The organism is Streptosporangium sp. NPDC002721, assembly GCF_042888905.1.
Lineage (GTDB): Bacteria > Actinomycetota > Actinomycetes > Streptosporangiales > Streptosporangiaceae > Streptosporangium.
The window spans coordinates 34,051-46,963 of sequence record NZ_JBIAQI010000043.1 but is presented as its reverse complement, the minus strand read 5'-3'; the positions used below and the strand labels follow the sequence as shown (position 1 = coordinate 46,963).

The 12,913-nt window shown below is 72.3% G+C and carries 11 protein-coding genes and 1 pseudogene; 10 read left to right on the top strand and 2 right to left on the bottom strand.

What is annotated here, in order from left to right; genetic code table 11:
• The first annotated feature begins 4 nt into the window (after positions 1–4).
• From ACFYWM_RS40675 to ACFYWM_RS40665, 3 genes are all read left to right on the top strand, one after another.
• Positions 5–1,147 carry an acyl-CoA dehydrogenase family protein gene (locus tag ACFYWM_RS40675; RefSeq protein WP_389925903.1) on the top strand — a complete coding sequence of 381 codons (1,143 nt, stop codon included), beginning with the start codon at positions 5–7 and terminating at the stop codon, positions 1,145–1,147.
• 169 nt (positions 1,148–1,316) lie between these two features.
• On the top strand, positions 1,317–2,804 hold the full coding sequence (locus ACFYWM_RS40670; RefSeq protein ID WP_389925901.1) for an amino acid adenylation domain-containing protein: 1,488 nt from the start codon (positions 1,317–1,319) through the stop codon (positions 2,802–2,804).
• 14 nt (positions 2,805–2,818) lie between these two features.
• Positions 2,819–3,091, top strand: a complete 273-nt coding sequence (locus ACFYWM_RS40665) for a phosphopantetheine-binding protein (protein ID WP_389925898.1) — start codon at positions 2,819–2,821, stop codon at positions 3,089–3,091.
• Between the two features lie 47 nt (positions 3,092–3,138).
• On the opposite strand, the gene ACFYWM_RS40660 is transcribed toward ACFYWM_RS40665, so the two are convergent.
• A complete protein-coding gene (locus ACFYWM_RS40660; RefSeq protein ID WP_389925895.1) occupies positions 3,139–4,413 on the bottom strand; it encodes an activator-dependent family glycosyltransferase in 1,275 nt (424 codons plus the stop codon).
• 8 nt (positions 4,414–4,421) lie between these two features.
• Complete coding sequence (locus tag ACFYWM_RS40655; RefSeq protein WP_389925893.1) at positions 4,422–5,651, bottom strand: acyl-CoA dehydrogenase family protein; 1,230 nt, start codon at positions 5,649–5,651, stop codon at positions 4,422–4,424.
• 305 nt (positions 5,652–5,956) lie between these two features.
• Between ACFYWM_RS40655 and ACFYWM_RS40650 the strand changes: the two genes are divergently transcribed.
• From ACFYWM_RS40650 to ACFYWM_RS40620, 7 genes and pseudogenes are all read left to right on the top strand, one after another.
• Positions 5,957–6,565 (top strand): GNAT family N-acetyltransferase, encoded by a 609-nt coding sequence (locus ACFYWM_RS40650; RefSeq protein WP_389925890.1) that lies wholly within the window; start codon positions 5,957–5,959, stop codon positions 6,563–6,565.
• Complete coding sequence (locus tag ACFYWM_RS40645; RefSeq protein ID WP_389925887.1) at positions 6,562–6,873, top strand: hypothetical protein; 312 nt, start codon at positions 6,562–6,564, stop codon at positions 6,871–6,873. Before ACFYWM_RS40650 ends, ACFYWM_RS40645 begins: the two co-directional genes overlap by 4 nt.
• Positions 6,874–7,116: 243 nt before the next feature.
• The gene (locus ACFYWM_RS40640) at positions 7,117–7,713 is read left to right on the top strand and encodes an LmbU family transcriptional regulator (protein WP_389925885.1); all 597 of its coding nucleotides are present in this window, start codon (positions 7,117–7,119) and stop codon (positions 7,711–7,713) included.
• Between the two features lie 43 nt (positions 7,714–7,756).
• A complete protein-coding gene (locus tag ACFYWM_RS40635; RefSeq protein ID WP_389925882.1) occupies positions 7,757–9,661 on the top strand; it encodes a fatty acyl-AMP ligase in 1,905 nt (634 codons plus the stop codon).
• A 31-nt stretch (positions 9,662–9,692) separates the two neighbouring features.
• Positions 9,693–10,808: a DegT/DnrJ/EryC1/StrS family aminotransferase gene (locus ACFYWM_RS40630; protein WP_389925879.1), complete on the top strand. Its 1,116-nt coding sequence runs from the start codon at positions 9,693–9,695 to the stop codon at positions 10,806–10,808.
• Between the two features lie 23 nt (positions 10,809–10,831).
• Positions 10,832–12,088 carry an activator-dependent family glycosyltransferase gene (locus ACFYWM_RS40625; protein WP_389925877.1) on the top strand — a complete coding sequence of 419 codons (1,257 nt, stop codon included), beginning with the start codon at positions 10,832–10,834 and terminating at the stop codon, positions 12,086–12,088.
• Positions 12,089–12,111: 23 nt separating this feature from the next.
• A pseudogene (locus ACFYWM_RS40620) lies at positions 12,112–12,913 on the top strand (hypothetical protein); the annotation flags it as partial.

Sequence of the window (12,913 nt, the reverse complement as noted above, 5' to 3'; positions counted from 1 at the left end):
GCCCATGGATTTCGGTCTCGGCGGCGGACGGCGCGAGCGGCGCGACGCGGTGTTCGAAGGCGCGCGCAAGAGTCTTCACGAGGAGTCAGGGCTGCCACAGGAGCCGTTCACCCGCGAGCGCTGGCGGGCCGCCGCCGACCTCGGCGTCACCGGCCTGTGCCTGCCCGAGGAGTACGGCGGCGGCGGCCTCGGCGCCCTGGACACGGCGCTGTGCCTGGAGGCGTTCTCCCGGGGGTGCGGCGACACCGGCCTGGCGTTCGCGGTCTCGGCGCACCTGCTGGCGTGCTGCGTCGCCGTCCGCGACAACGCCACCGGCGGTACGCGGGAGGAGCTGCTTCCCGGCCTGGCCTCCGGGGCGCTGGTCGCGGCCAACGCGATGACCGAGGACGGGGCGGGCTCCGACGTGAGCAGGCTCGCCACCACCGCCCGGCCCGACGGCGACTGCTACGTGCTCGACGGCGTCAAGTCGTTCGCCAGCAACGCGCCCGCGGCCGACCTCGTGGTCACCTACGCCACCACCGACCCGGGCCTGGGCTACCTCGGCGTCACCGCCTTCGCGGTGCCCCGCGACCTGCCGGGCGTGAACGTGGGCGAGCCGATGGCGAAGATGGGCCTCGACGGCTGCCCGGCCGGCCGGGTCGAGTTCACCGGGTGCCGGGTCCCCGCCCGGTTCAGGCTCGGCGCCGAGGGCCGGGGCAGCGCGGTCTTCCAGGGCTCGATGGCCTGGGAGCGGGCCTGCCTGCCCGCCGTCTACCTCGGGATGATGGAGGAACAGCTGCGGCGCGCGGTGGAGCACGCGCGGCGGCGCCGCCAGTTCGGCCGTGCCCTGGGCGACTTCCAGGCGGTCTCGCACCGGCTGGTCACGATGAAGCAGCGGCTGGAGGGCGCGCGGCTGCTGCTCTACCGGGCGTGCTGGTCGCTGGACGAGGGACACGACGACGCCGCCGGCGACGCCGCGCTGTCGAAGATCGCCGTCTCGGAGGCGGCCGTCGCCAACAGCCTGGACGCGATCCAGGTCTTCGGCGCGACCGGCTACCTCGGCGCCGCGGGCGTCGAGCGGCAGCTGCGCGACGCGGTTCCTGGAACGATCTTTTCCGGCACCACGGAGATCCAGCGGGAGCTCGTCGCGAGAGGGCTGGGCCTGTGAACCCGCCCCCGGCACGCCCCCCGCGACACCCGGCCCTCGCACCCGGCACGCCCCCGCGACACCCGCGCCCCGCACCCGGCACGCCGCCACGACGCCCGCCCCCACACCTGACGCACCCCCGCGACACCCGTACCCCGCACCCGGGCCTCGGCGTGAGGGGGGCGGGACGGTGAGCCTGCACCGGCTCCTCATCGACGCCGCCGCCCGGTTCCCCGGCAACCTCGCGCTGGCCGGGCCGACCGGCGAGCTGACCTACCGCGAGCTCGACCGGCGCGCCGACGCCCTGGCGCACGCGCTGGCCGGCGAGGGCGTGCGGCACGGCGACCGCGTGGTGATCTGGGCGGGCAAGTCGCCGCTCACCGTGGTGGCGATGCAGGCCGTGCTGCGCCTGGGCGCCGCCTACGTGCCGGCCGGGGAGACCGCCCCCGCGGCCCGGGTGGCCGCCCTGATCCGCGACTGCCGCCCCCGCGCCGTGTGCGCCCCCGGCGACCGGCTGGAGTCGATCGCCGCGGACCTGGGGGCGGACGCGCGCGCCGTGGACCTCGACGCGCACCGGGACGCCCCGTCCGGGCGGCCCGTACCCGTCGACCACCCGGTCGGGGACGGGGACCTGGCGTACGTGCTCTACACCTCGGGCTCGACCGGCGCCCCCAAGGGGGTGAGCGTCACCCATCGGGCCGCCCGCGCCTTCGTGGACTGGGCCGCGGCCGAGCTGGACGCCCGGCCGGACGACCGGTTCGCCAACCACGCCCCGTTCACCTTCGACCTGTCGGTGCTCGACCTGTACGCGGCGTTCTCCGCGGGGGCGACGGTCTGCCCCGTCCCGGCCGAGCTCGCCTACGCGCCCGCCCGGATGGCGGACTTCCTGCGCCGCGAGCGCGTCAGCGTCTGGTACTCCGTGCCGTCGGCGCTCACCCTGATGATGCGCGACGGCGGCCTGCTCGACACGCCCGCGCCCGCCTCGCTGCGGGCGGTGCTCTTCGCGGGCGAGCCCTTCCCGATCGCGGGGGTCCGCGACCTCGCGGCCTGGACCGGCGCGCGCCTGCTCAACCTCTACGGCCCGACCGAGACCAACGTCTGCACCTTCCACGAGGTCGTCCCCGCCGACCTGGCGCGCGACCGCTCCGTGCCGATCGGCCGCGCGGCCTGCGGCGACACGGTACGGGTGGTCCGGCCGGACGGCCGGGAGGCCGCTGCCGGCGAGGAGGGCGAGCTGGTCGTGGAGGGGCCCACCGTGATGCTCGGCTACTGGGGGCGCGAGCCCCAGGCGGGCCCGTACCGCACCGGGGACATCGTGCGGGTGCTCCCCGGCGGGTCGCTCGACTACCTGGGCCGCCGCGACCACATGGTGAAGGTGCGCGGCTACCGGGTGGAGCTCGGCGAGGTCGAGGCCGTCCTCGGCAGCCACCCCCAAGTGGCCGGCGTCGCCGTGGTCGTCAGCGGCGAGGGCGCCGACGCGCGGCTGCGCGCGTTCGTGCTGCCCGCGCCGGGCACCGCGCCGGGCGTGCTGGGGCTCAAGCGGCACAGCGCGGAACGGCTGCCGCCCTACATGATCGCCGACGAGATCCGTTTCGTGGACGAGCTGCCCAGAACCCGCAACGGGAAGATCGACCGGGCCGCGCTCGGCTCCGGGACCACGCCGTACGGCCAGCTGTGAAGGAGAAGACCATCGTGACCACCGACCTGTCCGAGCGGGAGATATCGGACCGGCTGCTCGCCTTCGTCCGGGAGCGGTTCCTGTCGGGCGACCCCGGCGGGGAGCTCGACGAGGACTCGCCGCTGCTGGAGTGGGGGATCCTCAACTCGATCAACACCGCGCTCCTGGTCAGCCACATCCGCGACGAGATGGGGATCGACGTGGCGTTCGAGACGATCGCCCCCCGGGCCTTCAAGAGCGTCCGCGGCCTCACCTCGGCGCTGCGCCCGCATCTGGCCCAGGCCTGAATTCCGGCGGGGGTCCCCGGCCGTGGGCCGGGGACCCCTGAGGCCGTTCAGCGCGCGGTGGTGCCGCGGTGCTCGGCGGTGAGCCTCTCCAGCTGGGGGACGAGCTCGTTGGGGGTGGGCATCGCCTCGATCTCGGCGCGCAGCCTTCCGGCCGACTCGGCGAAGGAGGGCTCCTCCAGCAGGCGCAGCAGGTGCTCGCGCACCCGGGGACCGCTCGCGTCGCGGCCGTGCATCACCAGCCCGGCCCCCTGGCCGGCGAGCCGCTCGGCCCGGAGCTCGTCGTCGAACATGAACGGCTCGATCAGCTGCGGCACCCCCTGTCCCGCCATGGTGAGGAACGTGCCGCTCCCCCCGTGACTGATCACGGCGGAGCAGGTGGGGGCGAGGGCGTGCAGGGGGACGAAGGAGACCAGGCGGGTGTTGTCCGGGACGTGGTGGAGCTCGGCCTGCTGCTTCTCCGGCAGCGTGGCGACGATCTCCACGTCGAGGTCGGCCAGACTCGTGAGAACGTCCTGGACGCTGACCGAGTAGCCGTCGAGGCGTTCGGTGGCGGAGGTGCCCAGGGTGAGGCACACCCGCGGCTTGGCGGGCGGGGTGTGCAGCCAGGACGGGACGACGGCGACGCCGTTGTAGGGGATGTAGCGCAGCGGCAGGTAGGTGTGGGGCAGGTCCAGCCGCAGCGAGGCCGGGGTGGGGTCGATCGTGAAGTGGCCGGTCGTCATCTCCTCGGAGAAGGTGGTGCCGGCCTTGGCCGCGCGGGCCCCGAGCCACTCGGCCATGGCGTCGCGCTCGTGCGGGGCGTGCTCGGCGCGGGCGCGCAGGTAGTGGCCGCGCATCCGGGTGAACAGGTCCAGGCTCCACAGCATGCGCGCGTGCGCGGCCCCGCACGCCTTGGCCGCGATCGCCCCGGCGTAGGTGACCGGCTCCCAGATCACCAGATCGGGTTTCCAGTGCCGGCAGAACTCGGTGAGCTCCCCGATCATGGGATCGTTCACCACCCGGGCCCACCACGGCACGAACTGCGCCCCGTAGCCCTCCTTCAGGTACTTCCAGGTCAGCACCTCGGGGCGGTCCTCGGCCAGGTCGTAGGAGGGCGGCTGAGGCGCCGAGGGCGCCTGCTCCTTCGTCATCCCCACCAGCCGGTGCAGGATGTGGTCCCTGCCGACGGGGACGGCGGTGAGGCCCGCTCCGGTGATGACACCGGTCAGCTCGGGCTGGCTCGCCACCCGTACCTCGTGACCGGCGTTGCGCAGCGCCCACGCCAGCGGCACCATCCCCAGGAAGTGGGTCTTCTCCGCGTACGCGGTGAACAGGACGCGCATGGGCTCCCCTAGCCGTTCCCGACGGGACCCAGCGCCTGGGCGCTCAGGTAGTCGACGGCGTCGACGAAGGTGTACGGCTGCATGAAGCCCCCCGCGCGCACGTCGCGGTGGAGCCGCGCCAGCGGGTGCGAGGCGGAGAAGGAGGCGCCGCCGATCAGGGTCTGGGCGTCGAAGACGACGGCGGGCGCGAGCTGGTTCACGACCATCTTCGCGCACTGGAACGGCGTCATCATCGCCGGCCCGCGCTTCTGCGGGTCGCCCGTGTCGTCGTAGGAGAGCCGGTCGGCCCTGGCCAGCGCGGCCGCGACCGCCGACCTCATCGTGAAGAGCCTGGCGTCCATCTCGGCCACCAGCGTCCGGGCCGCGGCGGCCCCCGTCGCCCCCCTGCGCAGGAGGGTCGAGACGGCGATCTCGCGCGCCGACTGGGCGATGCCCGTGTAGATGCCGAGCATGGTGATCGAGCTCACCGTCTGGCCCGCGAGCATGGCGAGGTCCTGCTCCCCGGCGGGGCCGCGCAGCACCACGTCCTCCGCCGCGATGGGACAGTCCTCGAACACGATGTCCACGCTGCCCGAGGCCCGCATGCCGAGCCCGTCCCAGTTGTCCATCACCGTGAGCCCCGGGGTCTGCCGGGTGAGCACGGCCATCCCGGACTGGGGGCGCTGCCCGGGGACGCGCGTCTGCGCGTACACCGCGAAGTCGGTGGCGATGGGCGCCATGCTCACCAGCGTCTTGCCGCCCGACAGCACCCAGCCGCCGTCGCCGGTCGGGGTCAGCGTGGTCGGGCGCCGGTCGCGCGGGATGTCCTTGACGCCGGTGGACACCACGGCCTCGCCGGAGCCCATGCCGCGCAGCAGCCGCTCGGCGAGCGCCCGCGCGTGGGCGGGGCCGGTCCGCCACTCGTAGGTCAGCGTCAGCGCCCGGCTGAGCTGCATGTGCAGGGCGAGCGCCGTCGAGGCGTCGGCCTCGGCGACCCTCAGCAGCGCCAGGGAGACGTCGTGCATCCGCTCGACCCCCAGCCCGCCGAGCACGGAGGGCACCGTGGCGCCGAGGACGCCGTCCTTGCGCAGGCCCTCGAAGACGTCGTGGGGGAAGGCCCCGCGCCGGTCGTTGTCCGCGGCGGCCTCCGCGATCGCCGGCCGGTGCGTCTCGATGAGATGGAGCAGGTCGCGGCCCTCGGACGTGATCGGTTCGAGGAGTTCTCCCTGCATCGCGGCATCCTCGGTGTGCACTGTCATCGGCCCATCCCGCTTCCCCTCGTTCGTACGTCGGCCCACTGCCGCCGCATGCACCATAAACGACCTTTCCCCGACCGGCCGAAGAAATCAACCGGTAAATTCCCGCGGCTCCGAAAAAGGCCATTCGCATGGACATTGAGACCACCGGAGAATAACTTGACCCATAGATCACCCGGAACTAGCATCTGTCCCGCTGGCGAGACGGGCCCGCCTCTTTGATACGGGGACGACGGCCGCTCGGCCGGCCCGAATAATCCTTCGGGTAATCCCATTCAGCCGCGACGCCGAGTTGAAGGTGGAAGAACGTGCTCTTTCCCCACACCAAGACCAGAAGGACGCTGCTGCGCCACGCCAACCCGCCGGAGGGCGTCACGGCGCACGACCTTCTCCTCAAGGCCGGGCTGAACGACCTGCCCTCGGCCGAGGTGTTCGCCGCGCTGTACGCCAAGGACGTGTCCGCCCAGTTCACCGTGGAGCGCCAGGACACCGACCAGGTCGTGGGATACGTCTCGTTCCACCACCTGGACCTGTCGGGCCGGCACGTGCGGGCGAGCTTCCTCACCGACCCGGCCACCGCCGGCAACGGGGTCGGCGCGGAGGTCATTCTGCTGACGATCAACTACGCCTTCGCGATGTGGAACGTCAGGAAGATATATTTCTGGACCGCCGAGCCGGATTTCAAGATTCTGCACACGACCTACGACTCCGACCACAAAGAGGCGACTCTTCCCGAGCATCTTTACGACCGGGGGGAGCTTCGGGACGTGCATATCTACGCCGTCTACCGCGAGTATTGGGAGGAGCACGGCGCCGATCTCCTCAACAAACTCGTGCAGAGCCCGCTCGAACGCCGGAACGCGGCGTCCGCCGCTTCCACCGATTCCGCAGAGACGCCGTCAGGAGAGATCAGTTGACCGAGATGTTCGTTTCCGACCAGACGAAGGGCGTACGCGAGCGGATCGAGCGTGAGGCGCTGAAGATCGTGTTGTTCAGCTCCAACGAACTCGCCGTCCCCGAGCTGACCGACCTGGGGGAGATCACCGAGCCCAGCGACCTGGGCAACCTCGACTCGTTCTCCATCATCCTCCTGATCCTCGCCCTGGAGGACGCCTACGGCGTCCCGCTGCTGGACGACATGGCCGGCTTCGGCGGCAGGAACTTCGACGACCTGGCGGACTTCGTCGTCGAACGTCTCCCCCCGGGCGCCGGCGACCAGGAGTAGCCGCCGGTGCGCCGCGCGACACCGGTGAGCGGGGAGAACGACGCTGACCAGGCCACCCGTACTCCCAGGTCAGGGCGTCTAGATCTCGTCTAGAACTCTCCCGTGGCCCCTAGGGCAAACTCTCAGCCATCGACGGATCCGTCGAGGCGAAAGGGTGTGACAGACGTGACGACAGACGTGAACGGCTACCCGAGTCTTGCGACCACACATCACGGACAGGCCAGGCCCGCTCACAACACGCGAATGGCACTGGACGCGCCGGGCATGACCCGGAGAACGGCCCTCTCCCTGCCCCCGGGCATGTCGCTGACCGCCTGGAGCCGCCTGGGCCGGCAGATCTTCATCATCTCCGACTCGTCCGCCTGGTGGCTGGGGGACTGGCTGATCTACGGCCAGGCGCAGTACCCCGACCGCTACAAGCGGGCGATCGCGGAGACCTCGCTCGACTACCAGACCCTGCGCAACTACGCCTGGGTGGCCCGGCAGTTCAGCCTGCCCCGGCGCCGGGAGAAGCTGAGCTTCCAGCACCACGCGGAGGTGGCCAGCCTGCCCGAGCCCGAGCAGGAGATCTGGCTCAACCGCGCGGAGAAGGGCGCCTGGTCCCGCAACGAGCTGCGGCGGCGCATCAAGGCTGAGCGCAACGGCGGCGTCGCCGCCGAGGTCACCCACATCCAGATGAACGTCATCGCCGAGCAGAAGAAGCGCTGGCAGGAGGCCGCGGAGAGCACCGAGCAGGACCTGCTCGTCTGGATGGTCTCCAACCTGGACCGGGCGGCGCTGGCGGCCCTGGAGTCCAGGGAGAGCGCCGCCCGGTCGGACGCGCTCCCCCAGTCCGCCTGACCCCCGAGGTCGCAGGACCTCACCGACCGGACGGAGAAGAAGCTTGAGCCCCGATTCCGGTGAACCTCCCGAGGAGGTCATCGAGACCGCCGTCGCCACCGCCCGGGGATCGCGACACCTCCGCCTGCGCTACCTGCCCGACAGCGTCAGTCTGTTCGCCCGGACGGCCGGTTCCTCCCCCGCGGTCACCTTCGTCGAGTACGGGATGCGCCGCGACACCGGCCGCCGGGAGAAGAGCGCGCGGACGATGGACTACGCCGAGCTGGACGAGCGGGCCCGCTCGGTCGCGGCGGTCCTGCAGCGGCGGTGCGAGCCCGGCGACCGGGTGGCGGTGCTCTGCCCGCACGAACCCGGCTACGTCGTGGCCTTCCTCGCCTGCCTGTACGCGGGGGTCATCGCGGTACCGCTGTACGCGCCCGAGGCGCTGCGCAGCAACGAGCGCCTGCGCTCGGTGATGGGCGACTGCGCGCCGCGGTGCGTGCTCACCGTCTCCGCGGTGCGCCCGTCCGTCCAGCGGTTGCTGGACGAGATGGGCGGCATGGGCGGCATGGGCGGCACGAACGACGTGGGCGGCACGGACGGTACGGACGGCCCGCCCGCCCATCTGGTCTGCGTCGACGAGGTCTCCCCCGAGGAGGCCGGGAGCTGGCGCAGGCCGCCGATGCGGCCGGACGACGTGGCGTACCTGCAGTACACCTCGGGTTCCACCGGCGCCCCGGCGGGCGTCCGCGTCACGCACCTGAACCTCGCCGTCACCAACCACCAGATCAGGGCGCACTGGCCGTCCTCGGTCATCGCCTCGTGGGTGCCGTTCTTCCACGACTTCGGCCTCGTCTGCGGGATCACCAACCCGCTGGGCGCGGGCGCGCACTCGGTGAACCTCAGCCCGATGGCCTTCGTGCAGGACCCCTACCGCTGGCTGCGCATGATCTCCGACTACCGGGCCGACTGGAGCATCACGCCGAGCTCCAGCCTGGTCCAGTGCGTGCGCCGGGTGACCGGGGAGCGCAGGAGCGAGCTCGACCTGAGCTCGCTGCGGCTGCTGACGATCGCCGCCGAGCCGGTGTACGCCGAGTCCACCGAGGCGTTCACCTCGGCGTTCGCGGCCGGCGGGCTGTCGGCCACCGCCCCGTCCCCCTGCTACGGCCTGGCCGAGGCGACCCTCCCGGTCAGCGCGCCGCCGGTCGGCGAGGGCATGACCGACCGGTCCTTCGACCGCGACGCCCTGGCCGCCGGCGTGGCCCGCGAGCTCCCGCCCGGCAGCCCGAACACCGTGCGCATCGTGTCGTGCGGGACGCCGAGCCTGGGGGTGTCGGTGCGGATCCGGCACCGGGAGGGTCTCGGCCCGCTGCCGGACGGCCGGGTGGGCGAGATCTGGGTGAGCGGGCCCAACGTGGCGGACGGCTACTGGAACCGGCCCGAGCGCTCGGCCGAGGTCTTCGAGAAACACCTCGTCGAGCCCGACGGCGACCTGCTCCCCGGCCCCTGGCTGCGCACGGGCGACCTCGGCTTCCTGCTGGAGGGCCGGGTGCACGTGGTCGGCAGGGCCAAAGACATGATCATCGTCCGCGGCCGGAACCACTACCCGGACGACATCGAGGCGACCGTGCAGGCCGCGCGGGCCGGCCGGGAAGCGGGGGCCGCCGGGCCCGCCGGGCCCGCCGGGAACATCGCTTCCGAAGGGTCGGCCGCCGCGTTCTCCGCCGGGATCGACGGCGAGGAGCGCCTCGTCGTCCTCGTCGAGGCCGAACCCGCGCTCCTGACGGCCGGGGAGGCCGAGGTGGAGGTGATCCTGCGCGACCTGCGCCAGGAGATCACCCGCAACCACGGCCTGGCCGCGCACGACCTCGTCCTCGTACGGCGCGGCACCCTGCCGCGGACGACCAGTGGAAAGATCCGCCGTGGTGCCTGCCGGGAGCAGTACCTGCGCGGGGAGTTCGACCGCTGAGCCGAACCGGCTCCCCTTCCGGAGGTGATGTATGACCAGCCCCCTTTACGTCTGGGACTATCTGCAGGAGTACGAGAACGAGCGGGAGGACATCCTCGACGCGGTGGACACCGTGTTCCGCTCGGGCCAGCTCGTGCTCGGCCGGGGCGTGCGGGACTTCGAGGCGGCCTTCGCCGCCTACCACGGCGTCTCCCACTGCGTGGGCGTCGACAACGGGACGAACGCCATCGTGCTGGGGCTCCAGGCTCTGGGCGTCGGGCCGGGCGACGAGGTGATCACCGTGTCGAACACGGCGGCGCCCACGGTCGTGGCCATCGACGCCGTCGGCGCCACCCCGGTCTTCGTCGACGTGCACGAGGACACCTACCTCATGGACGTCGGGCAGGTGGAGGCCGCGGTCACCGAGCGGACCCGCTGCCTGCTCCCGGTGCACCTGTACGGCCAGTGCGTCGACATGGCGCCGCTGCGGGAGATCGCCGACCGGCACGACCTGGTGGTCTTCGAGGACTGCGCGCAGGCGCACGCGGCCCGCCACCACGGCCGGATCGCGGGCTCGATGGGCAGGGCCGCCGCGTTCTCCTTCTACCCGACCAAGGTGCTCGGGGCGTACGGCGACGGCGGGGCGACGATCACCTCCGACCCCGAGGTGGACGCGGCGCTGCGGCAGCTGCGCTACTACGGGATGAGGGAGCGCTACTACGTCGAGCGGACCCCCGGCCACAACAGCCGGCTGGACGAGGTGCACGCCGAGATCCTGCGCCGCAAGCTGACCAGGCTGGACGGGTACGTCGCCGCCCGCAGGGCCGTCGCGGCCCGCTACGCCGAGGCGCTCGCCGGCACCGACGTCGTCCTGCCCGCGGTCGCCCCCGGCAACGAGCACTCGTACTACGTGTACGTGGTCCGCCACCCGCGGCGCGACGACGTCATCGAGGCGCTCAAGGGCTACGGCGTGTCGCTCAACATCAGCTACCCGTGGCCGGTGCACACGATGTCGGGCTTCGCGAAGCTCGGGTACGAGACCGGGAGCCTGCCCGTCACCGAGGCGGTGGCCAAGGAGATCTTCTCGCTGCCGATGTACCCCTCGCTGGCCGAGAGCGACCAGGCGATGGTCGTCGAGTCGCTGCTCAAGGTGCTGGCCGCCCTGTGACGGCGGGCGGGAGGGACCGGTCCATGCGCGTGCTGTTCGTCACCCACGCCGAGCGGACCCATTTCCTGGGGATGGTGCCGCTGGCGTGGGCGCTGCGCAACGCCGGTCACGAGGTAAGGGTGGCGAGCCAGCCCGAGCTGACCGGCGTCGTCACCGGAGCGGGCCTCACCGCCGTCCCCGTCGGCGGGGACCACATGCTGCACCGGCTGCTCACGCACGGGGAGAGCCTCGACCCGGACGCGCCGCCGCCGTTCGACATGGCGGAGAACCGGCCGGAGAAGCTGACCTGGGAGTATCTGCGCCGGGGCTACCACGACGAGCTGGTGCCGTGGTGGTGGCGGGTGGTGAACGATCCCATGATCGGGGAGCTCACCGAGTTCTGCCGGCACTGGAAACCGGACCTGGTGATCTGGGAGCCGGTCACCTACGCCGGGGCGATCGCGGCCAAGGCGTGCGGGGCCGCGCACGCCCGCATGCTGTGGAGCCTGGACCTGTTCACCCGGATGCGCGGCCACTATCTGCGCGTCCGGCGGGAACAGGCCCCGCACGAGCGTGACGCGCTGGCCGAGTGGCTGGGGGCCCGCGCGGCGAAGGTGGGCACCACCTTCTCCGAGGACCTCACCACCGGCCACTTCACCATCGACCCCACCCCCACCTCGCTGCGGCTGGAGTCCCCCCACGCCTACCTGCCGCTGCGCTACATCCCCTACAACGGCACCTCGGTCGTCCCGTCCTGGCTGCACACCCCACCGGACAGGCCCCGCGTCTGCCTCACCCTGGGCACCTCCGCCACCGAACGCCTCGACGGCTACTCCGTCGACGTCCAGGACATCCTCACCAGCCTCGCCGACCTCGACATCGAACTCGTCGCCACCCTCCCCGAAAAACAGCAGGCCGAGCTCCACCACGTCCCGGACAACACCCGCCTGGTCTCCTTCGTCCCCCTGCACGCCCTCGCCCCCACCTGCTCGGCCGTGATCGACCACGGCGGGCCGGGCACGGTGTTCACGGTGGCCTCCCAGGGCGTGCCGCAGCTCATGGTCCCGAAGCTGTTCGACGAGCCGCTGGTCGCCGGACACCTCGCGGGGCTGGGGGCCGGACTGGTGATGCACGGCCGCGACGCGAGCGGCCCCCGGGTGCGCGAGCACCTGCTGCGCCTGCTGGAGGAGCCCTCCTTCGCCGAGTCGGCCGGAAGGCTGCGCACCGAGATCGAGGCCATGCCCACCCCCAACGAGCTCGTCCCCCAACTGGAACGACTCGCCGCCGAGCACCGCGGGTAGCGGGGGCACAGGAAGGAAAGAGCATGCGCGTCCTGTTCACCTCGCACGCCGAGAAGAGCCATTTCCTGGGGATGGTGCCGCTGGCGTGGGCGCTGCGCAACGCCGGTCACGAGGTACGGGTGGCGAGCCAGCCCGAGCTGACCGACGTCGTCACCGGAGCGGGCCTCACCGCCGTCCCCGTCGGCACGGACCACGAACTACGGCGCCTCTCCAAGGTGATGGAACGGGTGGATCCCGGCGCGCCGGTCTTCGACATGGCGGAGGACCGCCCGGAGGTGCTCACCTGGGAGCACCTGACCTGGGGGTACGGCGGGGTGGTGCCGTGGTGGTGGCGGGTGGTGAACGACCCCATGATCGAGGACCTGACCGGGTTCTGCCGGGAGTGGAAGCCCGATCTGGTGATCTGGGAGCCGCTCACCTACGCCGGGGCGATCGCGGCCAAGGCGTGCGGGGCCGCGCACGCCCGCTTCATGTGGGGGCTGGACCTGACCGCGCGGATGCGCGGCCACTATCTGCGTGTCAAGGAGGGGCGTCCGCCCGGTGACCGGCCGGACGTGCTCGCCCAGTGGCTGGGGGCCCGCGCGGCCAAGGTCGGCACCACCTTCTCCGAGGACCTCACCACCGGCCACTTCACCATCGACTACACCCCCACCTCACTGCGGCTGGAGTTGCCCCACACCTACCTGCCGCTGCGCTACATCCCCTACAACGGCGCCGCCGTCGTCCCGTCCTGGCTGCACGGCCCGCCCGCCAAGCCCCGCGTCTGCCTCACCCTGGGCACCTCCGCCACCGAACGCCTCGACGGCTACTCCGTCGACGTCCAGG

What these genes read in the sequence shown, in the direction of transcription:
- ACFYWM_RS40640 (WP_389925885.1), top strand. Translation starts at nt 7,117, where the DNA reads ATGGCACTGGACGCGCCGGGCATGACCCGGAGAACGGCCCTCTCCCTG.
- ACFYWM_RS40660 (WP_389925895.1), bottom strand. Translation starts at nt 4,413, where the DNA reads ATGCGCGTCCTGTTCACCGCGTACGCGGAGAAGACCCACTTCCTGGGG.
- ACFYWM_RS40630 (WP_389925879.1), top strand. Translation starts at nt 9,693, where the DNA reads ATGACCAGCCCCCTTTACGTCTGGGACTATCTGCAGGAGTACGAGAAC.
- ACFYWM_RS40625 (WP_389925877.1), top strand. Translation starts at nt 10,832, where the DNA reads ATGCGCGTGCTGTTCGTCACCCACGCCGAGCGGACCCATTTCCTGGGG.
- ACFYWM_RS40655 (WP_389925893.1), bottom strand. Translation starts at nt 5,651, where the DNA reads ATGACAGTGCACACCGAGGATGCCGCGATGCAGGGAGAACTCCTCGAA.
- ACFYWM_RS40675 (WP_389925903.1), top strand. Translation starts at nt 5, where the DNA reads ATGGATTTCGGTCTCGGCGGCGGACGGCGCGAGCGGCGCGACGCGGTG.